Annotated in this window: 38 protein-coding genes; 37 read left to right on the top strand and 1 reads right to left on the bottom strand. The window is 68.7% G+C overall.

The annotated features are described in order from the left end of the window. Positions 1–446: 446 nt before the first annotated feature. The 37 genes from rpsL (at position 447) to truA (ending at position 23740) form a co-directional block, all read left to right on the top strand. Positions 447–821, top strand: coding sequence for a 30S ribosomal protein S12 (gene rpsL, locus E1211_RS16955; protein WP_007465318.1), 375 nt, complete (start codon positions 447–449; stop codon positions 819–821). Position 822: 1 nt separating this feature from the next. Further along, complete coding sequence (rpsG, locus tag E1211_RS16950) at positions 823–1293, top strand: 30S ribosomal protein S7 (RefSeq protein ID WP_076466673.1); 471 nt, start codon at positions 823–825, stop codon at positions 1291–1293. A gap of 75 nt (positions 1294–1368) precedes the next feature. Then, positions 1369–3465 (top strand): elongation factor G, encoded by a 2097-nt coding sequence (fusA, locus tag E1211_RS16945; protein ID WP_132349964.1) that lies wholly within the window; start codon positions 1369–1371, stop codon positions 3463–3465. Between the two features lie 216 nt (positions 3466–3681). After that, entirely contained in the window at positions 3682–4875 is a 1194-nt protein-coding gene (gene tuf, locus E1211_RS16940; RefSeq protein ID WP_132349963.1) for an elongation factor Tu, read from the top strand. Positions 4876–5222: 347 nt separating this feature from the next. Further along, positions 5223–5531, top strand: coding sequence for a 30S ribosomal protein S10 (gene rpsJ / locus E1211_RS16935; protein WP_007073037.1), 309 nt, complete (start codon positions 5223–5225; stop codon positions 5529–5531). An 11-nt stretch (positions 5532–5542) separates the two neighbouring features. Next, positions 5543–6208 carry a 50S ribosomal protein L3 gene (gene rplC / locus E1211_RS16930; protein ID WP_132349962.1) on the top strand — a complete coding sequence of 222 codons (666 nt, stop codon included), beginning with the start codon at positions 5543–5545 and terminating at the stop codon, positions 6206–6208. Further along, positions 6205–6855 carry a 50S ribosomal protein L4 gene (gene rplD / locus E1211_RS16925; protein ID WP_132349961.1) on the top strand — a complete coding sequence of 217 codons (651 nt, stop codon included), beginning with the start codon at positions 6205–6207 and terminating at the stop codon, positions 6853–6855. Before rplC ends, rplD begins: the two co-directional genes overlap by 4 nt. Then, entirely contained in the window at positions 6852–7154 is a 303-nt protein-coding gene (gene rplW / locus E1211_RS16920) for a 50S ribosomal protein L23 (protein ID WP_076466668.1), read from the top strand. Before rplD ends, rplW begins: the two co-directional genes overlap by 4 nt. A gap of 12 nt (positions 7155–7166) precedes the next feature. Further along, entirely contained in the window at positions 7167–8006 is an 840-nt protein-coding gene (gene rplB / locus E1211_RS16915) for a 50S ribosomal protein L2 (protein WP_132349960.1), read from the top strand. Positions 8007–8021: 15 nt separating this feature from the next. After that, entirely contained in the window at positions 8022–8303 is a 282-nt protein-coding gene (rpsS, locus tag E1211_RS16910) for a 30S ribosomal protein S19 (protein ID WP_132349959.1), read from the top strand. 40 nt (positions 8304–8343) lie between these two features. Further along, positions 8344–8799, top strand: coding sequence for a 50S ribosomal protein L22 (gene rplV / locus E1211_RS16905; RefSeq protein WP_132349958.1), 456 nt, complete (start codon positions 8344–8346; stop codon positions 8797–8799). After that, positions 8799–9656, top strand: a complete 858-nt coding sequence (rpsC, locus tag E1211_RS16900; RefSeq protein ID WP_132349957.1) for a 30S ribosomal protein S3 — start codon at positions 8799–8801, stop codon at positions 9654–9656. The genes rplV and rpsC overlap by 1 nt, the downstream gene beginning before the upstream one ends. A gap of 3 nt (positions 9657–9659) precedes the next feature. Beyond that, entirely contained in the window at positions 9660–10085 is a 426-nt protein-coding gene (gene rplP / locus E1211_RS16895) for a 50S ribosomal protein L16 (RefSeq protein ID WP_076466663.1), read from the top strand. Further along, positions 10085–10321: a 50S ribosomal protein L29 gene (gene rpmC, locus E1211_RS16890; RefSeq protein WP_012015118.1), complete on the top strand. Its 237-nt coding sequence runs from the start codon at positions 10085–10087 to the stop codon at positions 10319–10321. The genes rplP and rpmC overlap by 1 nt, the downstream gene beginning before the upstream one ends. Continuing rightward, on the top strand, positions 10318–10596 hold the full coding sequence (gene rpsQ, locus E1211_RS16885) for a 30S ribosomal protein S17 (protein ID WP_132349956.1): 279 nt from the start codon (positions 10318–10320) through the stop codon (positions 10594–10596). Before rpmC ends, rpsQ begins: the two co-directional genes overlap by 4 nt. Before the next feature lie 98 nt (positions 10597–10694). Continuing rightward, a complete protein-coding gene (gene rplN / locus E1211_RS16880; RefSeq protein WP_020520472.1) occupies positions 10695–11063 on the top strand; it encodes a 50S ribosomal protein L14 in 369 nt (122 codons plus the stop codon). Beyond that, positions 11060–11380: a 50S ribosomal protein L24 gene (gene rplX / locus E1211_RS16875; RefSeq protein WP_207915398.1), complete on the top strand. Its 321-nt coding sequence runs from the start codon at positions 11060–11062 to the stop codon at positions 11378–11380. Before rplN ends, rplX begins: the two co-directional genes overlap by 4 nt. Continuing rightward, positions 11380–11949, top strand: coding sequence for a 50S ribosomal protein L5 (rplE, locus tag E1211_RS16870; protein WP_132349954.1), 570 nt, complete (start codon positions 11380–11382; stop codon positions 11947–11949). The genes rplX and rplE overlap by 1 nt, the downstream gene beginning before the upstream one ends. Before the next feature lies 1 nt (position 11950). Beyond that, positions 11951–12136 carry a type Z 30S ribosomal protein S14 gene (locus E1211_RS16865; RefSeq protein ID WP_007073023.1) on the top strand — a complete coding sequence of 62 codons (186 nt, stop codon included), beginning with the start codon at positions 11951–11953 and terminating at the stop codon, positions 12134–12136. 96 nt (positions 12137–12232) lie between these two features. Continuing rightward, the gene (gene rpsH, locus E1211_RS16860) at positions 12233–12640 is read left to right on the top strand and encodes a 30S ribosomal protein S8 (RefSeq protein WP_120684274.1); all 408 of its coding nucleotides are present in this window, start codon (positions 12233–12235) and stop codon (positions 12638–12640) included. A 16-nt stretch (positions 12641–12656) separates the two neighbouring features. Beyond that, on the top strand, positions 12657–13199 hold the full coding sequence (rplF, locus tag E1211_RS16855; protein ID WP_132349953.1) for a 50S ribosomal protein L6: 543 nt from the start codon (positions 12657–12659) through the stop codon (positions 13197–13199). A gap of 8 nt (positions 13200–13207) precedes the next feature. Next, entirely contained in the window at positions 13208–13585 is a 378-nt protein-coding gene (gene rplR / locus E1211_RS16850) for a 50S ribosomal protein L18 (protein WP_371686163.1), read from the top strand. Between the two features lie 33 nt (positions 13586–13618). Beyond that, a complete protein-coding gene (rpsE, locus tag E1211_RS16845) occupies positions 13619–14233 on the top strand; it encodes a 30S ribosomal protein S5 (RefSeq protein ID WP_132349951.1) in 615 nt (204 codons plus the stop codon). Further along, positions 14233–14415, top strand: a complete 183-nt coding sequence (gene rpmD, locus E1211_RS16840) for a 50S ribosomal protein L30 (RefSeq protein WP_120684282.1) — start codon at positions 14233–14235, stop codon at positions 14413–14415. Before rpsE ends, rpmD begins: the two co-directional genes overlap by 1 nt. Beyond that, positions 14415–14858, top strand: coding sequence for a 50S ribosomal protein L15 (rplO, locus tag E1211_RS16835; RefSeq protein WP_132349950.1), 444 nt, complete (start codon positions 14415–14417; stop codon positions 14856–14858). The genes rpmD and rplO overlap by 1 nt, the downstream gene beginning before the upstream one ends. A gap of 233 nt (positions 14859–15091) precedes the next feature. Next, on the top strand, positions 15092–16420 hold the full coding sequence (secY, locus tag E1211_RS16830; RefSeq protein ID WP_132349949.1) for a preprotein translocase subunit SecY: 1329 nt from the start codon (positions 15092–15094) through the stop codon (positions 16418–16420). Next, a complete protein-coding gene (locus E1211_RS16825) occupies positions 16421–17074 on the top strand; it encodes an adenylate kinase (protein WP_120684288.1) in 654 nt (217 codons plus the stop codon). An 88-nt stretch (positions 17075–17162) separates the two neighbouring features. Beyond that, on the top strand, positions 17163–18014 hold the full coding sequence (gene map / locus E1211_RS16820; RefSeq protein WP_132349948.1) for a type I methionyl aminopeptidase: 852 nt from the start codon (positions 17163–17165) through the stop codon (positions 18012–18014). A gap of 125 nt (positions 18015–18139) precedes the next feature. After that, positions 18140–18640 (top strand): DUF1707 domain-containing protein, encoded by a 501-nt coding sequence (locus E1211_RS16815; protein ID WP_132349965.1) that lies wholly within the window; start codon positions 18140–18142, stop codon positions 18638–18640. Between the two features lie 239 nt (positions 18641–18879). Beyond that, a complete protein-coding gene (gene infA / locus E1211_RS16810) occupies positions 18880–19101 on the top strand; it encodes a translation initiation factor IF-1 (protein ID WP_007073013.1) in 222 nt (73 codons plus the stop codon). 92 nt (positions 19102–19193) lie between these two features. Next, a complete protein-coding gene (gene rpmJ / locus E1211_RS16805; protein WP_043965539.1) occupies positions 19194–19307 on the top strand; it encodes a 50S ribosomal protein L36 in 114 nt (37 codons plus the stop codon). 264 nt (positions 19308–19571) lie between these two features. Beyond that, positions 19572–19952, top strand: a complete 381-nt coding sequence (gene rpsM, locus E1211_RS16800; RefSeq protein ID WP_076466650.1) for a 30S ribosomal protein S13 — start codon at positions 19572–19574, stop codon at positions 19950–19952. Positions 19953–20069: 117 nt separating this feature from the next. Beyond that, complete coding sequence (rpsK, locus tag E1211_RS16795) at positions 20070–20477, top strand: 30S ribosomal protein S11 (protein WP_076466649.1); 408 nt, start codon at positions 20070–20072, stop codon at positions 20475–20477. A 13-nt stretch (positions 20478–20490) separates the two neighbouring features. Continuing rightward, positions 20491–21117 (top strand): 30S ribosomal protein S4, encoded by a 627-nt coding sequence (gene rpsD, locus E1211_RS16790; RefSeq protein ID WP_132349947.1) that lies wholly within the window; start codon positions 20491–20493, stop codon positions 21115–21117. Between the two features lie 98 nt (positions 21118–21215). Further along, on the top strand, positions 21216–22238 hold the full coding sequence (locus E1211_RS16785) for a DNA-directed RNA polymerase subunit alpha (RefSeq protein ID WP_120684293.1): 1023 nt from the start codon (positions 21216–21218) through the stop codon (positions 22236–22238). Between the two features lie 34 nt (positions 22239–22272). Beyond that, complete coding sequence (rplQ, locus tag E1211_RS16780) at positions 22273–22842, top strand: 50S ribosomal protein L17 (RefSeq protein ID WP_132349946.1); 570 nt, start codon at positions 22273–22275, stop codon at positions 22840–22842. Positions 22843–22909: 67 nt separating this feature from the next. Then, a complete protein-coding gene (gene truA, locus E1211_RS16775; RefSeq protein ID WP_132349945.1) occupies positions 22910–23740 on the top strand; it encodes a tRNA pseudouridine(38-40) synthase TruA in 831 nt (276 codons plus the stop codon). A gap of 164 nt (positions 23741–23904) precedes the next feature. Here truA and E1211_RS16770 read toward each other — a convergent pair. Beyond that, positions 23905–24940, bottom strand: a 1036-nt coding sequence (locus E1211_RS16770) for a hypothetical protein (RefSeq protein WP_207915397.1), incomplete at its 5' end; no start/stop codon positions are given.

Raw genomic sequence — 24940 nt, 5'->3', positions numbered from 1 at the left:
GGGCCGTACGCCCGGGGGAGCGCTACACTTGACGTGTAGGTGCCCATCAGGGGTGCGCAGGCGGGACAGACCCCGACGGCCGCGGCGGCGTGGTTCGGCGGACCACTCCGTTTTGACCTGGGCGGCTGTGGTAGGTACCCTTTCCCCTTGTGCCCGGGCCAGCCCGGGCAACTCGTGCGTGCGCCGGAGCCGGTGTCCCCGGAGATCGAGCGGTGGCGCGACACAAGCCCAAGACCCGGCATCGGGGCGACCCGCGTGCCGGTGACAGACCCCGGTAGCGCGCGAGAGCCCGCGCCGGGACCGCGAACCGGGCGACACGCCCGACCGCGGGTGCTGGGGCCCCATCAGGCGGCCCCGGTTGGAAGGTAGGAGAGCCGTCCATCAGGCCGGCTAACGAGCAGACGGCGCGGTCGCCTCGCAGCGGCCGAAGGGAGCGGAGAAACCCGGTGCCCACCATTCAGCAGTTGGTCCGAAAGGGCCGCCAGGCCAAGACGACCAAGACCAAGACCCCTGCGCTCAAGGGGTCTCCCCAGCGGCGCGGCGTGTGCACCCGCGTGTACACCACCACCCCCAAGAAGCCGAACTCGGCGCTGCGCAAGGTCGCTCGTGTCAAGCTCAGCAGCCAGATCGAGGTGACCGCCTACATCCCGGGCGTCGGTCACAACCTGCAGGAGCACTCGATCGTGCTGGTTCGCGGCGGTCGTGTGAAGGACCTCCCCGGCGTGCGTTACAAGATCGTCCGCGGCTCGCTGGACACCCAGGGCGTCCGTAACCGTAAGCAGGCGCGCAGCCGTTACGGCGCGAAGAAGGAGAAGAGCTGACATGCCGCGTAAGGGACCCGCTCCGCGGCGGCCGCTGGTCGCTGACCCGGTGTACAACTCGCCGCTGGTCACCCAGCTGGTGAACAAGATCCTGCTGCGCGGCAAGCGGCAGCTCGCCGAGAGCATCGTGTACGCGGCCCTGGAGGGCTGCCGCGAGAAGTCCGGCACCGACCCCGTCGTGACGCTCAAGCGGGCGATGGACAACGTCAAGCCGACCCTCGAGGTCCGCAGCCGCCGTGTCGGTGGCGCGACCTACCAGGTTCCGGTCGAGGTCCGGCCGGCCCGCGCGACCACCCTCGGTCTGCGCTGGCTGGTGACCTACTCTCGCGCCCGCCGCGAGAAGACCATGGTCGAGCGGCTGATGAACGAGCTGCTGGACGCGAGCAACGGCCTCGGTGCCGCCGTCAAGCGGCGCGAGGACACGCACAAGATGGCCGAGTCCAACAAGGCCTTCGCGCACTACCGCTGGTAACACCCTGGTTCCGGCGCCCACCAGGCGCCGGAACCGCCACCAGTTGAGTCGAGACGACGATAAGTAGGGATTGAAGTGGCCGCCGCAGACGCGCTCGCCAACGTACGCAACATCGGCATCATGGCGCACATCGATGCCGGTAAGACCACTACCACCGAGCGGATCCTGTTCTACACCGGTATCACCTACAAGATCGGTGAGGTCCACGAGGGCGCTGCCGTCATGGACTGGATGGAGCAGGAGCAGGAGCGCGGTATCACCATCACTTCCGCCGCCACCAAGGCGGAGTGGAAGGGCCACACGATCCAGATCATCGACACGCCCGGTCACGTCGACTTCACGGTCGAGGTGGAGCGGTCGCTGCGGGTGCTGGACGGTGCGGTCGCCGTGTACGACGGCGTCGCCGGTGTGGAGCCGCAGACCGAGAACGTCTGGCGTCAGGCGGACAAGTACAACGTCCCCCGGATGTGCTTCGTCAACAAGCTCGACCGGACCGGCGCCGACTTCTTCCGCTGCGTGCAGATGATGATCGACCGGCTGAACGCCACCCCGCTGGTGCTCCAGATCCCGATCGGTACCGAGGCCGAGCACATCGGCGTCGTCGACCTGATCGGCATGCGCGCCCTCACCTGGCGCGGAGAGACCAAGAAGGGTGAGGACTACGCGGTCGAGGAGATCCCGGCCGAGCTGGCCGACTCCGCCGCCGAGTGGCGCGAGAAGCTGATGGAGACCCTGGCCGACGTCGACGACTCGGTGATGGAGCGGTACCTGGAGGGCGAGGAGATCGCCGTCGAGGACATCAAGGCCGCCGTCCGGCGCGCCACGATCGCCGGCAAGGCCAACCCGGTGCTCTGCGGTTCGGCGTTCAAGAACAAGGGCATCCAGCCGATGCTGGACGCCGTGGTCGACTACCTGCCGTCGCCGCTGGACGTTCCGGCGATCGAGGGCACCGCGACCGACGGTGAGACCCCGATGCAGCGCAAGCCCTCCACCTCGGAGCCGTTCTCCGCGCTGGCGTTCAAGATCCAGACCGACAAGCACCTCGGCAAGCTGACCTACGTCCGGGTCTACTCCGGTGTGATCGAGTCCGGCGCTCAGGTGGTCAACTCCACCAAGGACCGCAAGGAGCGGATCGGCAAGATCTACCAGATGCACGCCAACAAGCGGGAGGAGCGCAGCTCCGCCAAGGCTGGCGACATCATCGCGGTCCAGGGTCTGAAGCAGACCACCACCGGTGACACCCTCTGCGACCCGGCGAACCCGGTCATCCTCGAGTCGATGACCTTCCCGGAGCCGGTCATCGAGGTCGCCATCGAGCCGAAGACCAAGGCCGACCAGGAGAAGCTCAGCACCGCCATCCAGCGGCTGGCCGAGGAGGACCCGACCTTCCGCGTCAAGCTGGACGACGAGACCGGCCAGACGGTCATCTCCGGCATGGGCGAGCTGCACCTGGACATCCTGGTCGACCGGATGCGCCGCGAGTTCAACGTCGAGGCGAACATCGGTAAGCCGCAGGTGGCGTACCGCGAGACCATCCGCCGGACGGTGGAGAAGGTCGAGTACACCCACAAGAAGCAGACCGGTGGTTCCGGCCAGTACGCGCGGGTCATCATCAGCGTCGAGCCGCTGCCGCTGGACAACGACTCGCCGACCTACGAGTTCGCGAACGCCGTCACCGGTGGCCGTATCCCCCGGGAGTTCATCCCCTCGGTGGACGCGGGCGCCCAGGACGCCATGCAGTACGGCATCCTCGCCGGCTTCCCGCTGGTGGGTGTCAAGCTGACCCTGGTGGACGGTCAGTACCACGAGGTCGACTCGTCCGAGATGGCGTTCAAGATCGCCGGTTCGATGGCGCTGAAGGAGGCGGCCCGCAAGGCCGACCCGGCGCTGCTCGAGCCGATGATGGCCGTTGAGGTCACCACTCCTGAGGAGAACATGGGTGACGTCATCGGTGACCTCAACTCCCGTCGTGGCATCATCCAGGCGATGGAGGAGCGCGGGGGTGCCCGCGTCGTCCGTGCCCTGGTGCCGTTGTCGGAGATGTTCGGCTACGTCGGCGACCTGCGGTCGAAGACCCAGGGCCGGGCTAGCTACAGCATGCAGTTCGACTCCTACGCCGAGGTTCCGACCAACGTGGCGAAGGAGATCATCGCCAAGGCCACGGGTGAGTGACGCTCACCTGAGCTGATGAGACGTCGGTGGTCGCGGGAGGATCCTTCCGCCCGCGACCACCACGGGCGAGCTGTGTGAGACCGGGCCTGTAGGCTTCACCGCCGCAGAACCCACTAAAAGCTCTCCGGCCGGAAGGCCGGAAAGGCTGTCGACAGAGTCCTAAGCGCCGAACGGCGCGCCGGGCGTACGAACCAAACAGTCCACAGGAGGACACCAGTGGCGAAGGCGAAGTTCGAGCGGACTAAGCCGCACGTCAACATCGGCACCATTGGTCACATCGACCACGGTAAGACGACGCTGACGGCGGCCATCACCAAGGTCCTGCACGACCAGTACCCGGACCTGAACCCGTACACGCCGTTCGACGAGATCGACAAGGCGCCGGAGGAGAAGGCCCGCGGCATCACGATCTCGATCGCGCACGTCGAGTACCAGACCGAGGCGCGGCACTACGCGCACGTCGACTGCCCCGGTCACGCCGACTACATCAAGAACATGATCACCGGTGCCGCCCAGATGGACGGCGCGATCCTGGTGGTCGCGGCGACCGACGGCCCGATGCCGCAGACCCGCGAGCACGTGCTGCTGGCCCGTCAGGTCGGTGTGCCGTACATCGTCGTGGCGCTCAACAAGAGCGACATGGTCGACGACGAGGAGCTCCTGGAGCTCGTCGAGCTCGAGGTCCGCGAGCTGCTCTCCTCGCAGGAGTACCCGGGTGACGACCTGCCGGTCGTCCGGGTCTCGGCGCTGAAGGCCCTCGAGGGTGACCCGGAGTGGACCCAGCGTCTCCTGGACCTGATGACCGCGGTCGACACCGCGATCCCGCAGCCGGAGCGCGAGACCGAGAAGCCGTTCCTCATGCCGATCGAGGACGTCTTCACGATCACCGGTCGTGGCACCGTGGTCACCGGCCGCGCCGAGCGTGGCGTGCTCAAGCCGAACGAGGAGGTGGAGATCGTCGGTATCCGCGAGAAGTCGACGAAGACGGTCGTCACCGGTATCGAGATGTTCCGCAAGCTGCTCGACGAGGCCCGCGCGGGTGAGAACGTCGGTCTGCTGCTGCGTGGCATCAAGCGCGAGGACGTCGAGCGCGGCATGGTGGTCATCAAGCCGGGCACCACGACCCCGCACACCGAGTTCGAGGCGACCGTCTACATCCTCTCCAAGGAGGAGGGTGGCCGGCACACGCCGTTCTTCCAGAACTACCGTCCGCAGTTCTACTTCCGGACCACGGACGTCACCGGTGTCGTCACCCTCCCCGAGGGCACCGAGATGGTCATGCCGGGTGACAACACCTCGATGACGGTGAAGCTGATCCAGCCCATCGCCATGGAGGAGAACCTCAAGTTCGCGATCCGCGAGGGTGGCCGCACCGTCGGCGCCGGGTTCGTCACCAAGATCATCAAGTGAACTAGGTAACCCCGATTAGACCGGCCGCAGGCCATGCGGCATACTAGTCAGGTTGCGTAACGGCAGTTCGCCGTCCGTGTTCGGCTGACCCGAACCTCCGGACGGTGGGACAGTCGAGCGTGGGGTGGTTGGCGGCCCGTCCGCCAACCACCCTCGCACGGCGTTCGGGTTGCGATATCGCGCCCGGCGTCATGACCCACCGCGTGGTCGGACCGCTCCGGACTCCGGGGCGGAGCCTGACCCGAGGGCGCGACACGCCCGACCGCGGGGGTCGGCGAAGTGGGCCTGTACCGGCCGGTGCAGGCGCCCGCAACACAGCGGCATCGAGAGAAGGAACAGAAGCCACCATGGCGGGACAGAAGATCCGCATCCGGCTCAAGGCCTATGACCACGAGGTCGTCGACTCCTCGGCTCGGAAGATCGTCGAGACGGTGACGCGTACCGGGGCGCAGGTCGCGGGCCCGGTGCCGCTGCCCACGGAGATCAACCGTTTCTGCGTCATCCGCTCGCCGCACAAGTACAAGGACTCGCGCGAGCACTTTGAGATGCGTACGCACAAGCGGCTGATCGACATCATCGACCCGACCCCCAAGACGGTCGACTCGCTCATGCGCCTCGACCTGCCGGCTGGCGTCGACATCGAGATCAAGCTGTAGGGACCGGACAAATGGACAGGCAAGTTAAGGGGATCCTGGGCGCCAAGCTCGGCATGACCCAGGTCTGGGACAACAACCGCGTTGTTCCGGTGACCGTGGTCGAGGCCGGCCCGTGCGTCATCAGCCAGGTTCGTAGCGCCGAGAAGGACGGTTACTCCGCGGTCCAGCTCGCCTACGGCACGATCGACCCGCGCAAGGTCAAGAAGCCGATCAGCGGCCACTACGCCAAGGCCGAGGTCGCGCCGCGCCGGCACATCGTCGAGCTGCGCACCAGCGACGCCGCCGACTACTCGCTGGGCCAGGAGGTCACGGTCGAGGAGTTCCCGGCGGGTGTCTCGATCGACGTGACCGGCCGTACCAAGGGCAAGGGCTACGCCGGCCCGATGAAGCGGCACGGCTTCCACGGTCTGCGCGCGAGCCACGGTGTCGAGCGCAAGCACCGCTCGCCCGGCTCGATCGGCGCCTGCGCCACCCCGGGGCGTGTCTTCAAGGGCACCCGGATGGCCGGCCGGATGGGTGGCGTGCGCTACACCGTCCAGAACCTGACCGTCCAGGCGGTCGACACCGAGAACAACCTGCTGCTGGTCCGTGGTGCCATCCCCGGTCCCAAGGGCGCGGTGGTTCTGGTCCGTACCGCGGCCAAGACCAAGGCGAAGAAGGGCGGTGTGGCCAAGTGACCACCGTTGACGTCCTCAACGTCGAAGGCGCCAAGAGCGGCTCCGTCGAGCTGCCGGCCGACATCTTCGACGTGCAGGCCAACGTCGCGCTGATGCACCAGGTCGTGGTGGCACAGCTGGCGGCGGCCCGGCAGGGCACGCACAAGACCAAGACCCGCGGCGAGGTCGCCGGCGGCGGCAAGAAGCCCTACAAGCAGAAGGGCACCGGTCGTGCCCGCCAGGGCTCGATCCGCGCGCCGCAGTTCGCCGGCGGTGGCGTGGTGCACGGTCCCGTGCCGCGCGACTACAGCCAGCGCACCCCGAAGAAGATGAAGGCCGCCGCCCTGCGTGGCGCCCTCTCCGACCGGGCGCGCGCCGGCCAGGTGCACGTCGTCGAGGCGTTCGTCACGGGCGAGAAGCCGTCGACCAAGGCGGCCCTGGCCACGCTGGCCAAGCTGACCGAGGCCCGGCGGGTCCTGGTCGTGCTGAGCAGCACCGACGAGCTGAACTGGGTGTCGCTGCGCAACGAGCCGCGGGTGCACCTGATCGAGGCCGGCCAGCTGAACACGTACGACGTGCTGGTGGCCGACGACGTGGTCTTCACCAAGGACGCCCTGGACGAGTTCCTCGGCGTTCCCGCCGAGACCACCGAGGAGGGTGGCAAGTGAGCACGATCGCCGACCCGCGCGACATCATCGTGGCGCCGGTCGTCTCGGAGAAGAGCTACAGCGAGCTGAACCGCAACTGGTACACCTTCCTGGTGCACCCGGACGCGAACAAGACCGAGATCAAGATCGCTATCCAGCAGATCTTCAACGTCCGTGTCCTGACGGTCAACACGCTCAACCGCGAGGGCAAGCGCAAGCGCACCCGTACGGGGTTCGGTAAGCGCAAGGACACCAAGCGGGCGATGGTGAAGCTGGCTGACGGTGACCGTATCGAGGCCTTCGGCGGCCCGGTCAGCTGAGGGGTGTAGACAATGGCTATCCGTAAGTACAAGCCGACGACGCCGGGCCGGCGTGGCTCCAGCGTCGCCGACTTCGCCGAGATCACCCGGTCGACGCCCGAGAAGTCGCTGCTGGCTCCGCTGCCGAAGAAGGGCGGTCGCAACGCCCACGGTCGGATCACCACGCGGCACCACGGTGGCGGCCACAAGCGCCAGTACCGTCTGATCGACTTCAAGCGGGTCGACAAGGACGGCGTGCCGGCGAAGGTCGCGCACATCGAGTACGACCCGAACCGCACCGCGCGCATCGCGCTGCTGCACTACGCCGACGGCGAGAAGCGCTACATCCTCGCGCCGAAGGACCTGAAGCAGGGCGACGTCGTCGAGTCGGGTCCGAGCGCCGACATCAAGCCGGGCAACAACCTGCCGCTGCGCAACATCCCGGTCGGTACGACCGTCCACAACGTGGAGCTGCGTCCGGGCGGTGGCGCCAAGCTGGCCCGTTCGGCCGGCGTCGGCATCCAGCTGCTCGGCCGCGAGGGCGCGTACGCGACCCTGCGCATGCCCTCCGGTGAGATCCGGCGGGTCGACGTGCGCTGCCGGGCGAGCGTCGGCGAGATCGGCAACGCCGACCAGTCGAACATCAACTGGGGTAAGGCCGGCCGTATGCGGTGGAAGGGCAAGCGCCCGACCGTCCGTGGTGTCGCCATGAACCCGGTCGACCACCCGCACGGTGGTGGTGAGGGTAAGACCTCCGGTGGTCGCCACCCGGTCAACCCGCAGGGTAAGCCCGAGGGCCGCACCCGCCGTAAGGGCCAGCCGAGTGACCGGCTGATCGTCCGCCGCCGCTACGCCACCCGCAAGCGCGGCTAACAGGAGAGCTGACTTATGCCTCGCAGCGTGAAGAAGGGCCCGTTCGTCGACGACCACCTGTTGAAGAAGGTGGAGACGCAGAACGACAAGGGCACGAAGAACGTCATCAAGACCTGGTCGCGCCGCTCGACGATCATCCCGGAGATGCTCGGGCACACGATCGCCGTGCACGACGGACGCAAGCACGTCCCGGTGTTCGTGACCGAGGCGATGGTCGGGCACAAGCTCGGCGAGTTCGCTTTGACCCGCACGTTCAAGGGTCACGAGAAGGACGACCGGAAGAGCCGTCGGCGCTGACGCCGCGGGCATACGGATAGAGGATCAAGGGGTTACAGCGATGCCAGGAAAGGGCGACGCTCCGGTGCTTCCGGGCGCGCGGGCGGTTGCGCGGCACGTGCGCATCTCGCCGATGAAGGCGCGCCGGGTGGTCAACCTCGTCCGCGGCCTGCCCGCGAAGGAGGCGCTCACGGTGCTGCAGTTCGCGCCGCAGGCTGCGAGCGAGCAGGTGTACAAGGTGCTCGCTAGCGCGATCGCCAACGCGGAGAACAACGAGCGGCTGGACCCCGACGCGCTGCTCGTCAGCGAGGCGTACGTGGACGAGGGCCCGACGATGAAGCGGTTCCAGCCGCGGGCGCAGGGTCGGGCGTACCGGATCCGCAAGCGCACCTGCCACATCACGGTGGCGGTCGAGGCCGTCGCGCCGGCCACGCCGCGTAAGGCCGCGAAGAAGACGGCTCCGGCGAAGAAGGCCGCGCCGGCCGAGACGCAGAGCAACACGGAGGGCGCGGAGTAATGGGTCAGAAGGTTCACCCGCACGGGTTCCGACTCGGTATCTCGACCGACTGGAAGTCCCGCTGGTTCGCGGACAAGCTCTACAAGGACTACATCGGCGAGGACGTCAAGATCCGCCGGATGATGTCCCAGGGCCTCGAGCGCGCCGGGATCTCCAAGGTCGACATCGAGCGCACCCGGGACCGGGTCCGGGTCGACATCCACACCGCCCGGCCGGGCATCGTCATCGGCCGTAAGGGTGCGGAGGCCGACAAGATCCGGGGCCGGCTCGAGAAGCTGACCGGCAAGCAGGTCCAGCTGAACATCATCGAGGTGAAGAACCCCGAGTCGGACGCGCAGCTCGTCGCGCAGGGCGTGGCCGAGCAGCTCTCCAGCCGGGTCAGCTTCCGTCGGGCGATGCGCAAGGCCATGCAGTCGGCCATGAAGAACCCGGTCTGCAAGGGCATCCGGGTGCAGGTCTCGGGTCGCCTCGGCGGCGCCGAGATGAGCCGGACGGAGTTCTACCGCGAGGGCCGGGTTCCGCTGCACACGCTGCGGGCCAACATCGAGTACGGCTTCTTCGAGGCCCGTACCACGTTCGGCCGGATCGGTGTGAAGGTCTGGATCTACAAGGGCGACGCGGTCCCGGGCCGGGAGGCCCCGGCCGAGGCCGGTCCGTCCCGCCCGCGCCGTGACCGTGGCGACCGGCCCGAGCGGCCGCGCCGTGGTCGGTCGGGTTCGTCCGGCACCACTGCCGGCGGTACCGAGGCCGGCCGGGCTGCCGCGACCACGCTCGCGCAGCAGGCCGAGACGCCGAGTGGTGACGCGGTGGATCCCGCCGCCGTCGCCGCCGCGGCAGAAACGCAGCAGGAGGGCTGACAGATGCTGATGCCGCGCAAGCCCCCGAAGGGCTTCCGCAAGCCGCACCACCCGGACCGCCACGGCGCGTCCAAGGGTGGCAACCGGGTGGTGTTCGGCGAGTTCGGGATCCAGGCTCTCGAGCCGGCGTACGTGACCAACCGGCAGATCGAGTCGGCGCGTATCGCGATGACCCGTCACATCAAGCGTGGCGGCAAGGTCTGGATCACGATCTTCCCGGACCAGGCCCTGACCAAGAAGCCGGCCGAAACCCGGATGGGTTCCGGTAAGGGCTCGCCCGAGTGGTGGGTCTCCAACGTCAAGCCGGGACGGATTCTCTTCGAGATGTCCTTCCCGAACGAGCAGATCGCGCGAGAGGCGATGCGTCGTGCGATCCACAAGCTCCCGATGAAGTGCCGCATTGTGACGCGCGAAGTGGGTGAGTCCTGATGGCAGCGGGCGTTAAGGCCGCCGAGCTGCGTGAGCTCTCCGAGGAGGAGCTGGTCACGAAGCTGCGGGAGGCCAAGGCGGAGCTGTTCAACCTCCGCGTGCAGGCCGCAACCGGTCAGCTGGACAACAACCGGCGGCTGCAGGTCATCCGTCGGGAGATCGCCCGGATCTACACGATCATGCGCGAGCGCGAGCTGGGGCTCTCGGCCGCGCCGACTGAGGTGACTGCAGGATGAGCGAGAACACCACCACCGCCGCCACTCGGGGCCGCCGCAAGGTCCGCGAGGGTCTGGTGGTCAGCGACAAGATGGACAAGACCGTCGTCGTCGAGGTCGAGGACCGCGTCAAGCACGCGCTGTACGGCAAGATCATGCGCCGTACCAGCAAGCTCAAGGCGCACGACGAGCAGAACAGCGCCGGCATCGGCGACCGGGTCCTGATCATGGAGACCCGGCCGCTCTCCGCCACCAAGCGCTGGCGGCTCGTGGAGATCCTGGAAAAGGCCAAGTAGCGAAGGCTTCGAGCTCGCCCGACGTCGCGTCGGGCGCGGGTTCCGCCAGGCTCCGGCCGCTGCGGCGGCCGGAGAACCGGCAGACATAGGAGATAGACGTGATTCAGCAGGAGTCGCGACTGCGCGTCGCCGACAACACGGGTGCCCGGGAGATCCTGTGCATCCGGGTTCTCGGTGGCTCCGGTCGGCGCTACGCGAGCATCGGCGACGTCATCGTGGCCACCGTCAAGGACGCGATCCCGGGTGCCGGTGTGAAGAAGGGCGACGTCGTCAAGGCGGTCGTCGTTCGCACCGTCAAGGAGAAGCGGCGTCCGGACGGGTCGTACATCCGCTTCGACGAGAACGCCGCCGTCATCATCAAGGACGGTGGCGACCCGCGCGGTACCCGTATCTTCGGCCCGGTCGGTCGGGAGCTGCGGGACAAGCGGTTCATGAAGATCATTTCCCTCGCGCCGGAGGTGTTGTGACCGTGAAGGTCAAGAAGGGCGACACGGTCGTCGTCATCGCCGGCAAGGACAAGGGTGCCAAGGGCAAGGTCATCGCGGCCTACCCGCGGCAGGACAAGGTCCTGGTCGAGGGCGTGAACCGGGTCAAGAAGCACACCCGCATCAGCACCACCCAGCGCGGCGCCAAGACTGGTGGCATCGTCACCCAGGAGGCCCCGATCAACGTCTCGAACGTGATGGTCCTGGACTCCGACGGCAAGCCGACCCGTGTCGGCTACCGGATCGACGAGAACGGCCAGAAGGTCCGCATCGCGCGTAGCACCGGTAAGGACCTCTGATGACCACGGCTACCGAAACCAACACCATTCCGCGCCTCAAGGAGCGGTACCGCAACGAGATCGTGGCCAAGCTGCGCGAGCAGTACGACTACGGCAACCCGATGCAGGTGCCGCGGCTGGTCAAGATCGTCGTCAACATGGGTGTCGGCGAGGCCGCTCGGGACGCCAAGCTGATCGACGGCGCCGTCCGCGACCTGGCCACCATCACCGGCCAGAAGCCGCAGGTGCGGCGGGCGACGAAGTCCATCGCGCAGTTCAAGCTCCGCGAGGGCATGCCGATCGGCGCGAAGGTGACCCTCCGCGGCGACCGGATGTGGGAGTTCCTGGACCGGCTGCTCTCGATCGCGCTGCCGCGTATCCGTGACTTCCGCGGTCTCGACGGCCGCAAGCTCGACGGGCACGGCAACTACACGTTCGGCCTGACCGAGCAGTCGGTGTTCCACGAGATCGACCAGGACAAGATCGATCGCCAGCGGGGCATGGACATCACGGTGGTCACCACCGCCACGACCGACGACGAGGGCCGGGCGCTGCTCAAGCTCCTGGGCTTCCCGTTCAAGGAGAACTGAGATGGCCAAGAAGGCGCTGATCCTCAAGGCGGCCGCGAAGCCGAAGTTCTCGGTTCGCGCGTACACCCGCTGCCAGCGGTGCGGGCGTCCGAAGGCGGTCTACCGCAAGTTCGGTCTCTGCCGGGTGTGCATCCGGGAGATGGCCCACCGCGGTGAGCTGCCCGGCGTGTCCAAGGCTTCCTGGTAATAGCCCGGCGCGCTCCGCGCGTCAGCTGCACTGTCTCTTCGCCGTAGGCCTGCGGCCGATTCGCGGGAACCCCGGCGAGAAAGGTTGACGAAATCCATGACGATGACCGACCCGATCGCAGACATGCTCACGCGTCTGCGTAACGCCAACCAGGCGTACCACGACCGGGTGACGATGCCCTACTCCAAGATCAAGGCGAACATCGCCGAGGTCCTGAAGGCCGAGGGCTACATCGCCACCTGGTCGGTCGAGGAGCCCGAGGAGGGCGCCGTCGGCAAGCGACTGGCCGTCGAGCTGAAGTACGGCCAGAACCGGGAGCGGAGCCTGGCCGGGATCAAGCGGGTGTCCAAGCCCGGGCTGCGGGTGTACGCCAAGTCGGGCGAGCTCCCTCGGGTGCTCGGCGGACTGGGCGTGGCGATCATTTCGACGTCCCAGGGGCTGCTCACTGACCGGCAGGCCCGCAAGCGGAGCGTTGGCGGGGAAGTCCTCGCCTTCGTCTGGTAACGGGAGACAGGTAGAAATGTCGCGTATTGGACGTAAGTCGATCCCGGTGCCGTCCGGCGTCGACGTCACGATCGACGGGCGGACCGTCAAGGTCAAGGGCCCGAAGGGCGAGCTGGCGCACACCCTGGCCGAGCCGATCAGCGTCGAGCGGAGCGAGGACGGCCAGCTCTCCGTCAACCGCCCCGACGACGAGCGCAAGTCGAAGGAACTGCACGGCCTCAGCCGTACCCTGGTCGCCAACATGATCGTCGGCGTCACCGAGGGCTACCGGAAGAGCCTGGAGATCAACGGCACCGGTTACCGGGTGACCGCCAAGGGCAAGGACCTCGAGTTCGCGCTCGGCTTCTCGCACCCGGTCGTCGTGACCGCGCCGGACGGCATCACCTTCACGGTGGAGCGCCCGACGCTGTTCCACATCGCCGGGATCGACAAGCAGCAGGTCGGCGAGATCGCCGCCAACATCCGGAAGATCCGCCCGCCGGAGCCCTACAAGGGCAAGGGCATCAAGTACCAGGGCGAGGTCATCCGCCGCAAGGCCGGAAAGGCAGGTAAGAAGTGAGCGCCACGCTGCTCAAGCGCCGCCGCGGCGTCGCCGCCAAGCGCGCCGTCGGGCGTGCGCGTCGGCACTTCCGGGTCCGCAAGAACGTCACTGGTACGGCCGAGCGTCCGCGCCTGGTCGTCACCCGTTCGCTGCGGCACATCGTCGCCCAGGTCGTCGACGACAACAAGGGTCACACCCTGGCGTCGGCGTCGACGATGGACGCTTCGCTGCGCGGTGCCGAGGGCGACAAGAGCGCCCTCGCCGGCAAGGTGGGCGCCCTGCTCGCCGAGCGGGCCAAGGCCGCCGGCGTTTCCAAGGTCGTCTTCGACCGCGGCGGCAACCGGTACGCGGGGCGGGTCGCCGCGCTCGCCGATGCCGCCCGCGAAGCCGGGCTCGAGTTCTAGTAACCCCGTCACGAGAGAGAAGGAAGGCTGCTGATGCCAGGTCAACAGCGCCGTGGCGGCGGGTCCGGTGGCAACGAGGGTGGTCGCCGCGACAACCGCCGTGAGGGCGGCCGCGGAAACGCGCCCGTCGAGAAGACCCCGCACCTCGAGCGGGTCGTCGCGATCAACCGCGTCGCCAAGGTCGTGAAGGGTGGTCGTCGCTTCAGCTTCACCGCCCTGGTGATCGTGGGCGACGGCGACGGCACCGTCGGCGTGGGCTACGGAAAGGCCAAGGAGGTGCCCGCGGCGATCGCCAAGGGCGTCGAGGAGGCCAAGAAGCACTTCTTCAAGGTGCCGCGGATCGGCCAGTCGATCCCGCACCCGGTGCAGGGTGAGGACGCGGCCGGTGTCGTGCTGCTCAAGCCGGCCTCGGCCGGTACCGGTGTCATCGCCGGTGGGCCGGTGCGCGCCGTGCTGGAGTGCGCGGGCATCCACGACGTGCTCTCCAAGAGCCTCGGCTCGTCGAACCCGATCAACATCGTGCACGCCACCGTGGCGGCCCTGAAGGCGCTGGAGTCGCCGGAGGCCGTCGCCAGCCGTCGTGGCCTGCCGGTGGAGGACGTCGCGCCGGCCGCCATGCTGGCGACGCGGGCGGGGGTGGCCTCCTGATGGCACGCCTGAAGGTCACCCAGGTCCGATCCGAGATCGGGACCAAGCAGAACCAGCGGCACTCGCTGCGCTCGCTCGGTCTCAAGCGGATCAACGACGTGGTGGTCAAGGAGGACCGGCCCGAGATCCGCGGCATGATCTTCACTGTGAGCCACCTCGTGAAGGTCGAGGAGGTCGAGTAATGACGATCAAGGTCCACCACCTGCGCCCGGCGCCGGGGTCCAAGACCGCGAAGACCCGTGTGGGTCGCGGTGAGGGCTCCAAGGGCAAGACCGCCGGCCGCGGTACCAAGGGTTCGAAGGCCCGGAAGAACATCTCGGCCGCGTTCGAGGGTGGGCAGATGCCCATCCACATGCGACTGCCGAAGCTGAAGGGCTTCAAGAACAAGTTCAAGGTGACGTTCCAGGTGGTCAACCTGGAGCGGCTCGCCGAGCTCTTCCCGAACGGCGGCCAGGTCGGCCCGCAGGAGCTGGTCGACGCCGGCGCGGTCCGCAAGGGCCAGCCGGTGAAGGTTCTCGGTACCGGGGACCTCGGTGGGGTGAACCTTCAGGTGTCGGCGCACGCGTTCAGCGCGTCGGCGAAGGAGAAGATCACCGCCGCCGGTGGCTCGGTCACCGAGCTGTAAGGCATGTGACCCATGGCGCCCGTCCAGTTGTGACCAACTGGCGGGCGCCATGGTCTACCTGGGACGTGTGCGCCCAGTAATATCGGATTCGGTTTATGTAGCCGGGCACATCTGCCCGGACCGGGATTGGGCTGTTAGAGTCCCTTCCCAGCCATGGATATCGGGCACTCGCCCGGCACCCACCCCGAACCGCCAGGGACAACCGGCGGCCCGCCTCGCGCAGGAGGAAGAAGTTGCTGTCCGCCTTTCTCAGTGCGTTCCGTACGCCTGACCTGCGCAAGAAGCTGCTGTTCACAGTCGGCATCATCGCGATCTACCGGCTCGGCGCCACCCTGCCCAGCCCAGGCGTCTCGTACGGCAACGTGCAGAAGTGCCTCGACTCCATCCAGGGTGACACGACCGGCGTGCTGAACCTGCTCAACCTGTTCTCGGGCGGGGCGCTGCTGCAGCTGTCAGTCTTCGCGCTGGGCATCATGCCCTACATCACCGCGTCGATCATCCTGCAGCTCCTGACCGTGGTGATCCCGCGGCTCGAGCAGCTGCGGAAGGAGGGCCAGGCCGGTCAGGCGAAGATCACCCAGTACACCCGCTACCTGACCCTCGGCCTCGGTGTCCTCCAGGCCTCGGCGTTCGTCGCGCTGGCCCGCTCCGGGCAGCTCTTCCAGAACCGCTGCGACCAGTTCCCGATCATCCCCGAGGGTGTCGGCATCCCGGACTGGCTGACGCTGAGCGTCCTGGTCATGACGATGACCGCCGGCACCGGTGTGGTCATGTGGCTCGGTGAGCTGATCACCGACCGCGGCGTCGGCAACGGCATGTCCGTCCTGATCTTCACCTCCATCGCCGCCCGCCTCCCCAGCGAGGGCTGGCAGATCAAGAACTCTCAGGGCTGGTGGAAGTTCTTCCTCGTCATCGCCCTGGTCCTGGTCGTCATCACCGCCGTCACCTTCATCGAGCAGGCGCAGCGCCGGATCCCGGTGCAGTACGCCAAGCGCATGATCGGCCGGCGGATGTATGGCGGCACCTCGACCTACATCCCGCTGAAGGTCAACCAGGCGGGTGTCATCCCGGTCATCTTCGGCTCGTCGCTGCTCTACCTGCCGCAGCTCGCCCTGCAGTTCTTCGACCAGACGAACCCGGGCAAGACCCAGGCGTGGATCCAGAACAACCTGGTCGCGCCCGACAGCCCGATCTACATCTCGGTCTACTTCCTGCTGATCATCTTCTTCACGTACTTCTACGTCTCGATCACGTTCAACCCGACCGAGGTCGCGGACAACATGAAGAAGTACGGCGGGTTCGTGCCGGGTATCCGCCCGGGCAAGCCGACCGCCGACTACCTGGACTTCATCCTCAGCCGGATCACCCTTCCGGGCGCGCTCTACCTGGGCATCGTCTCGATCCTGCCGAACTTCTTCTTCATCTGGCTCGACAACCAGCAGTACCAGAACTTCCCGTTCGGTGGTACGGCTGTGCTGATCATGGTCGGCGTCGGTCTGGAGACCGTGAAGCAGATCGAGAGCCAACTGATGCAGCGGAACTACGAAGGGTTCCTGCGGTAGATGAGACTCGTCTTGGTTGGCCCGCCGGGCGCGGGTAAGGGCACACAGGCCGAGTTCATCGCCGCCCACCTCGCGGTGCCGAAGATCTCGACCGGCGACATCTTCCGGTCGAACGTGTCCCAGGGCACCCCGTTGGGCGTCGAGGCGAAGCGGTACATGGATGCCGGCGAGCTGGTCCCGGACGAGGTCACCATCAACATGGTCCGGGACCGCCTCGCCGAGCCAGACGCCAGCGAGGGTTTCCTGCTCGACGGGTTCCCGCGTACGACGCCGCAGGCGGCCGCGCTCGACAAGCTCCTCGCCGACCTGGGCACCGCCCTGGACGTGGTGCTCGAGTTGGTCGTCGACGACGACGAGGTGATCCGGCGGCTCTCCGGCCGCCGGACCTGCCGGGGCTGCGGCAAGATCTGGCACGTCGAGTTCGACGCCACCACCCGTGAGGGCATCTGCGACCGGTGCGGCGCCGAACTGTTCCAGCGTGACGACGACAAGCCGGAGACCATCGCCACCCGGCTCCGGGAGTACGCCGACAAGACCGCGCCGCTGGTCGACTACTACGGTGCCCAGGGCAAGCTGGTCGGGATCGACGCCACGGGCCCGGTGGAGGACGTCACCGTCCGCGCCATCGACGCCCTGCGGTCGTACGGCGGCTGAGGTTCGCCGGCTCGCCGGTGGATAGAGTGCGAACAGTGGGGTACGTGCGGCGTGCCCCGCTGTCTCGGCAACGAAAGGTAATGGCTCCATGCGTCGTCCCCAGCTGGACATCCAGCTGAAGACCCCCGAGCAGATCGTGAAGATGCGCGCCGCCGGTCTGGTGGTTGCCGAGGCGCTGCGGCGGATGCGGGAGGCGGTCGCTCCCGGGGTCAGCACGGCCGACCTGGACGCCATCGCCGAGTCGACGATCCGCGAGGCGGGGGCCGTCCCCTCGTTCAAGGGCTACCACGGCTTCCCGGCGTCGATCTGCTCCTCCGTCAACGAGCAGGTGGTGCACGCCATCCCCGCCGCCGGCCAGGTGCTCCGCGACGGCGATCTGATCTCCATCGACTGCGGTGCGGTGCTCGACGGTTGGCACGGTGACTCGGCGATCACCGTCGGGGTCGGCGACGTCGACCCGGCGTTGCTCAGGATGGCCGAGGTGGCCGAGGACGCGATGTGGGCCGGGATCGCCGCCGCGGCCCGTGGGGCGGCCGGTGGCCGGGGCCGGCTCACCGACATCTCGCACGCGGTGGAGGAGGCGGTCCGCCGCGGTGGTCGGTACGGCATCGTCGACGGCTACGGCGGTCACGGCATCGGCACCGAGATGCATCAGGATCCGCACGTGCTCAACCACGGGCGGCCGGGCAAGGGCCCCCGCCTGGTGGCCGGGATGGCGCTGGCGATCGAGCCGATGATCACCATGGGCTCGCCCCGTACGGTGGAGCTGTCGGACGGCTGGACGGTGGTGACCCGGGACGGGTCGATGGCGGCGCACGTCGAGCACACCATGGCGCTGCTGCCCGACGGGGTGTGGGTGCTTACCGCCGAGGACGGCGGTCGGGCCCGGCTGGGTGAACTCGTCACGGCCCGGCAGTCCGCCGACTCGCCGACGGCCTGACCCCGCGCGCCCGGCCGATCTCCGCCGCCACCGCGTCGAGCGGTGGTGATCGGGAGGTGCGGTCGCCGGGGCTCGTGCGACTGGCGTACGCGTGGCATGCTCGCGGCGTGGAGGGGCGCAACGAGATGCGGGCCGCCGACGCCGACCGCCAGGCGGTGGCCGATCGGCTGCGGCTGGCGTTGGACGAGGGCCGCCTGGATCTGCACGAGTACGACGAGCGCCTCCAGCGGGCCTACGGGGCTCGCACCTACGGGGAGCTGGACGGGCTGCTGACGGATCTGCCGCCGGTCACGCCCCCGGCGGGGTCCCAGGTGTCGGTGCCCGCCGCCGCGCCCGTGGTGGCCGGCACGCCGCCGGACGCCCGTTCGGCGACCGCCCGCTGGCTGTTCCAGATCTGGATGCCGTATCTCCAGGTGGTGCCGGTGGTGCTGGGCGTCTGGGCGATTTCGTCCGCCTCGTCCGGTGAGCTGCTCTACTTCTGGCCCGGCTGGGTGGCCGGCCCGTGGGGCCTGCTCCTGCTGTTCCGCACCGTCGGTGGTCTTGCCGGCGGGGAGCCGCAGCGGTGGCTGGAGAAGCGGGAACGCCGGCGGCAGCGCAAGCGGGCGAAGCGGGATCGGCGCCGGTAGTCGGCCCGTCCCGGGCCCGGCTTTCATCCGTCCGCGGAATCCGCTGGTGGTCGGTTTGGCGGCGGCGCGCAGGCGGGCGTACACTGACTGATCGGCGCACAGCGTCCACTCCGGCATGCCCATCAGCGCTTCGATGGGTGCTGGAGCCGCGGCTGGCGCGGGCTACCTGATTTTGATCAGTCACCCGTGTAAGACGTTGTGGGCCGTCCGGAGCAACCGACGTCAGGACAGCGGAGGACATGCCGAAAAAAGACGGAGCCATCGAGATCGAAGGTCGGGTCATCGAGCCCCTGCCGAACGCCATGTTCCGCGTGGAGCTCGCGAACGGCCACAAGGTGCTGGCTCACATCAGCGGCAAGATGCGGCAGCACTACATCCGCATCCTGCCGGAGGATCGGGTCGTCGTCGAGCTCTCGCCGTACGACCTGACCCGCGGGCGCATCGTCTACCGCTACAAGTAGTCCTGACGACGGCCGGGACGTCCCCGTGTCCGTCTTCGACGTCCGAGGTCGCGCGTGCGCGTCACCGGGCCCTGATGGGAAGTAAGGCAACCGTGAAGGTCAAGCCGAGCGTCAAGAGGATCTGCAACAAGTGCCGGGTGATCCGCCGGCACGGCCGGGTCATGGTCATCTGCAGCGACCCGCGCCACAAGCAGCGCCAGGGCTGAACGCCTCGCCCGGCCGCGACAGCGGTCGGTGAGGACCGGCCCGGGCCGCAGGTCCGGAGAACACACACAGCACATGCTCGTCCCAGCCGCGAGCGGTACGCGTCAGGCGTACTCCCTCGTGGTTGACCCCCGGTCGGAGGCCGGGGCCCGCTCGGGCAGCGGCCGTCATCCGGTCGCCGGCGTGAACCGCCGGGGACAGGAGAGGGTCGGAGCGGGGTGGGGCGGGTCAGACCTCCGCCAACATCACGAGGAGCACGCCCGCACATGGCACGTCTAGTCGGCGTCGACCTCCCCCGCGAGAAGCGGATGGAGATCGCGCTCACCTACATCTTCGGCGTGGGCCGTACCCGCGCCCTGGAGACGCTCGCCGCCACCGGCATCTCGCCGGACAAGCGCGCCCGGGACCTCACGGATGAGGAGCTGGTCCAGCTCCGCAACCACATCGAGGGCAACTACAAGGTTGAAGGCGACCTGCGCCGCGAGGTCGCCGCTGACATCCGCCGCAAGGTCGAGATCGGCAGCTACGCGGGTATCCGGCACCGCCGGGGCCTGCCCGTGCGTGGCCAGCGGACCAAGACCAACGCGCGGACCCGGAAGGGCCCGAAGCGGACCGTCGCCGGCAAGAAGAAGCCCGGCAAGAAGTAATTCTTTAACCGGAATTCTGGTCGTTCTCCGCCGAGGTAGGCCGGGCTCCAACCGGAACCGGTGTCTACGTAATCAACGGGGCGACAAGCCAGAACCCATTCAGGAGCGCACAGACTTATGCCACCGAAGGCTCGTGCCGGAGCCGCCGTCAAGAAGGTCCGGCGCAAGGAACGCAAGAACGTCGCCCACGGGCAGGCGCACATCAAGAGCACCTTCAACAACACCATCGTGTCCATCACGGACCCGACCGGTGCGGTCATCTCCTGGGCCTCCGCGGGCCAGGTGGGCTTCAAGGGCTCCCGCAAGTCGACCCCGTTCGCCGCGCAGCTGGCCGCCGAGGCCGCCGCGCGTCGGGCGATGGACCACGGCATGCGCAAGGTCGACGTGTTCGTCAAGGGCCCCGGCTCCGGCCGGGAGACCGCCATCCGTTCGCTGCAGGCCGTCGGGCTGGAGGTCGGGCAGATCTCCGACGTCACCCCGCAGCCGCACAACGGATGCCGTCCGCCGAAGCGTCGTCGGGTCTGAGAGGTAGAGAGAGATGGCTCGTTACACCGGTGCTGACTGCCGCCGTTGCCGGCGGGAGAAGATGAAGCTGTTCCTCAAGGGCAGCAAGTGCGATGGCCCGAAGTGCCCGTTCGAGTCCCGGCCGTTCCCGCCCGGGCAGCACGGCCGCGGCCGCACCAAGGAGACGGAGTACCTGCTCCAGCTCCGTGAGAAGCAGAAGGCCCGCCGCGTCTACGGCGTGCTCGAGAAGCAGTTCCGCGGCTACTACGAGGAGGCCGTGGGCAAGCAGGCGAAGACCGGTGAGGTCCTCCTGCAGATCCTCGAGTCGCGCCTCGACAACGTGGTCTACCGGGCCGGCTACGCCAAGTCCCGCGACATGGCCCGCCAGCTCGTCAAGCACGGCCACTTCACCGTGAACGGCAAGAAGGTCGACATCCCGTCGTTCCGGGTGAAGGAGCACGACATCATCGAGGTTCGGGGCAAGAGCAAGGAGCTCACCCCGTTCATCGTGGCGCAGGCCGAGGCCGGCTCGAAGTCGGTGCCGGCCTGGCTGGAGGCGATCCCCAGCCAGATGAAGATCCTCGTGCACTCCCTCCCGGCCCGCCAGGTGATCGACACCCAGGTCCAGGAGCAGCTGATCGTCGAGCTCTACTCCAAGTAAGAGCTCGTTGCGGTGGCCCGCCCCACTCGGGGCGGGCCACCGGAACACTTTGTGTCGTGGGCGTCAAATAGCGGGCGTCCCGGAAGAGAAGAGAAGAAATGCTCATCAGCCAGCGACCGTCTCTCTCCGAAGAGTCGATCAACGAGACCCGCTCCCGGTTCACCATCGAGCCGCTCGAGCCGGGCTTCGGCTACACCCTGGGCAACTCGCTGCGGCGTACGCTGCTGTCGTCGATCCCCGGGGCCGCGGTCACGTCGATCAAGATCGACGGCGTGCTGCACGAGTTCACCACGATCCCCGGTGTCAAGGAGGACGTGGTCGAGCTCGTCATGAACATCAAGGAGCTCTGCGTGAGCTCCGAGCACGACGAGCCGGTCAGCATGTACCTGCGCAAGCAGGGCCCGGGCGACGTGACGGCGGGGGACATCCAGCCTCCGGCCGGCGTCTCGGTGCACAACCCGGACCTGAAGCTCGCCACCCTGAACGGCAAGGGCCGGCTCGACATGGAGCTGACCGTCGAGCGGGGCCGGGGTTACGTCACGGCGGCGCAGAACAAGCAGGCGGGCGCCGAGATCGGCCGGATCCCGGTCGACTCGATCTACTCGCCCGTGCTGAAGGTCACCTACCGCGTCGAGGCGACCCGTGTCGAGCAGCGGACCGACTTCGACCGGCTGATCATCGACGTCGAGACCAAGCCGTCGATGGGCCCGCGTACCGCGCTGGCCTCCGCCGGTTCCACGCTCGTGGAGCTCTTCGGGCTGGCCCGGGAGCTGGACGAGACGGCCGAGGGCATCGACATCGGCCCGTCGCCGCAGGACGCTCAGCTGGCGGCGGACCTGGCCCTGCCGATCGAGGAGCTGGACCTCACCGTCCGCTCCTACAACTGCCTCAAGCGCGAGGGCATCAACACCGTTGGTGAGCTCATCGGGCGTACCGAGGCCGACCTCCTCGACATCCGCAACTTCGGTCAGAAGTCGATCGACGAGGTCAAGATGAAGCTCGCCGGGATGGGTCTGGGGCTGAAGGACTCGGCTCCGAACTTCGACCCGGCGCACGTCGTGGACGCCTTCGGCGAGGCCGACTACGACACCGACGACTACCGCGAGACCGAGCAGCTCTAGATCGCGCTGCCGCCACATCTGAGGAGCACCGAGAATGCCCACGCCCACCAAGGGTCCCCGCCTCGGCGGCAGCCCCGCGCACGAGCGGTTGATGCTGGCCAACCTGGCCACGTCGCTGTTCCAGCACGGCAAGATCCAGACCACCGAGACCAAGGCCCGGCGGCTGCGTCCGCTCGCGGAGCAGCTGATCACCAAGGCCAAGCGCGGTGACCTGGCCTCCCGGCGTCGGGTGCTCGCCGTCGTCAAGGACAAGGACGTGGTCTACGCCCTGTTCGACCAGATCGCGCCTCGGTACGCCAACCGCAACGGTGGCTACACCCGGATCGTGAAGACCGGGCCGCGCAAGGGTGACGCCGCGCCGATGGCGATCATCGAGCTGGTCGAGGAGCTGCAGGTCGCCGAGCCGAAGGCGAACAAGAAGACCGCTGCCCGCAAGGCCGCTCAGCAGGACAAGGTCGAGGCGCTCGCGCCCGAGGAGGAGTCGCCGCGCTCCGAGTCGACCGACCAGGACGCCGAGCCGCCGGTCTCGGCGTCCGGTGACACCGTCGAGTCGCGCGAGGACAGCGACCTCGCCATCGAGGAGAACAACGAGAACAAGGCCTGATCCAGGGCTTTGGTCGGGCCCGGCACCCCTGTGGGTGTCGGGCCCGTTTCGTGACGGGAGGTGGAGGGTGGACGGGCACACCCGGCTGCGGCTGGACGTGTCGTACGACGGGACCGACTTCTCCGGCTGGGCCGTGCAGCCGGACCGGCGTACGGTCGCGGGCGTACTGGGCGAGGCGCTCGACCTGCTGCTCGGCGCGGGCGTCGCGGTCGGACTGACCGTTGCCGGGCGCACCGACGCCGGCGTGCACGCGACCGGCCAGGTGTGCCATGTGGACCTGCCGAGCGACGTGTGGCGGGAGCGGGAGTCCACTCTGCCGCGCCGGCTGGCCCGGCTGCTCCCCGGCGACGTGCGGGTGCGGGCGATCACCGAGGTCCCGGCCGAGTTCGACGCCCGTTTCTCGGCCACGTTCCGGCGCTACGAGTACCGGGTGACCGACGCCCCGTACGGCGCCGAGCCGCTCCACCGCCACCTGACCCTGGCCTGGCCGCGACCGCTCGACCTGGCCGCGCTCAACGCCGCGTCGGCCGGCCTGGTCGGGGAGCACGACTTCGCGGCGTACTGCCGCCGCAAGGAGAACGCCACCACACTGCGGGAGGTGACCCGGCTGGACTGGCGGCGCGAGCCGGACGGTCTCCTGGTCGCCACGGTGCAGGCCGACGCGTTCTGCCAGGCGATGGTCCGCAGCCTGGTCGGCGCCATGCTCGTCGCCGGGGACGGCCGGCGCCCGGCCGAGTGGCCGGCGAGCCTGCTCTCCCGCCGCGAACGCTCCGGTGACGTGACAGTCGCGCCCGCGCACGGGCTGACCCTGGTGGCCGTCGGCTACCCGGAGGATCCGGCCGAGTACGCGCGCCGCGCCGAGGTCACCCGCCGCCTGCGGGTGCCCGCGGAGGCCTGAACGACCCGCATCGGCCGGTGGCCCGACCCGTGCCGGCCGCGTGCGCTCCGGCGGCGGTCAGGTCAGCGGCGGGCCGGCCGACCGCCGGTGGCGGAGTCGGCCGGCCCGACGACAGGCGGGTGCCGGCCCGAGGACCGCGCACCCGCCTGATGCCTGAAGCCGGCTCAGTTGTCCGGCGACTCCTCGTCGTCCGCAGACCCGTTGCTCTCCGACGAGCTGTCGTCGCTCGGCGACTCGTCCACGCCGTCCTGACCGCCGGTGGTCGCGGACGGGCCGGCCGTCGCCTGGGTCGCGCTGCCGCCGTCGGCGCGCCGCTGGAGGACGCCCCGGTTGAGGTGTAGCTCGATCATGTCGTAGAGGACCTCGCGGACCTTCTCGTCGCCGGACTTGATCGCCCCGCCGTCGCTGCGCGCGACCACGGCGTACGCCAGGTAGTGGCCGCGGACCTGCCAGCCCACGCGGGCGGGGGCGGTCGCGATCGCCTCGGCGTCCTCGCCGGCCGCCATGCCGCGGAACCGGCCCTGCCGCTCGTCCAACAGCTGGCGGATGCGGTCACGGGCCCGCTCGGCGCTGGCCCGGTCGGTGAGGTTGAACAGGCCGGTGGTGACGAGATGGTCGCCGTCGGGAGTGCGGAGCGTGCCGCGTACGACCTGGTCGCAGCCGAGCCGGACCAGCAGGTCGGCGATCTCGTCGGTGGCGGCGACCGTGCAGCTGGCGCTGGACTGCGTTTTCAGCACGTCGTACCCCGGCCGGCCGGCCTCGAGCACGAGCTCCTTGCCGGCGAAGACCTCCTTGGCGGTCAACGGCGCCTGATCGGTGTCCCGCGAGTCGAGGGTGCCCTCCCCGGCGGGCGTGGGGGACGGGTTGGCGCCGGCCTGATAGCTCGGCGTCACGTCCGGGGTGGGGGTGCGGTCGGCGAGCAGGGCGGCCGCACCGAGCCCGCAGAGCGCGAGCAGCACGAGGACGGCCGCGCCGCCGACGAGCACCTGCCAGAGCCGGCCGCCGCCGGCCCGGGGGACGGGCACCGGCGTGGGCGGTTCCGGCGCCACCTCCTCGTGGAGCTGAGCCGGTCGTGGCGGCTCCGGAGGTTCGGCGCGAGCCGGTACGGGTGGCGCGGGAGCCTCGGTCCACGACGGCTGCGATTCGGACGAGGGCAGCGCCATGCGGGTCGCGCGGGGCAGCGACGGGGTGGGGAAGCGG

This window comes from Micromonospora sp. 15K316 (assembly GCF_004348525.1).
Taxonomy (GTDB): domain Bacteria; phylum Actinomycetota; class Actinomycetes; order Mycobacteriales; family Micromonosporaceae; genus Micromonospora.
Note: the sequence above shows the minus strand (reverse complement) of the source record. Positions and strands in the feature narration are given on the sequence as shown.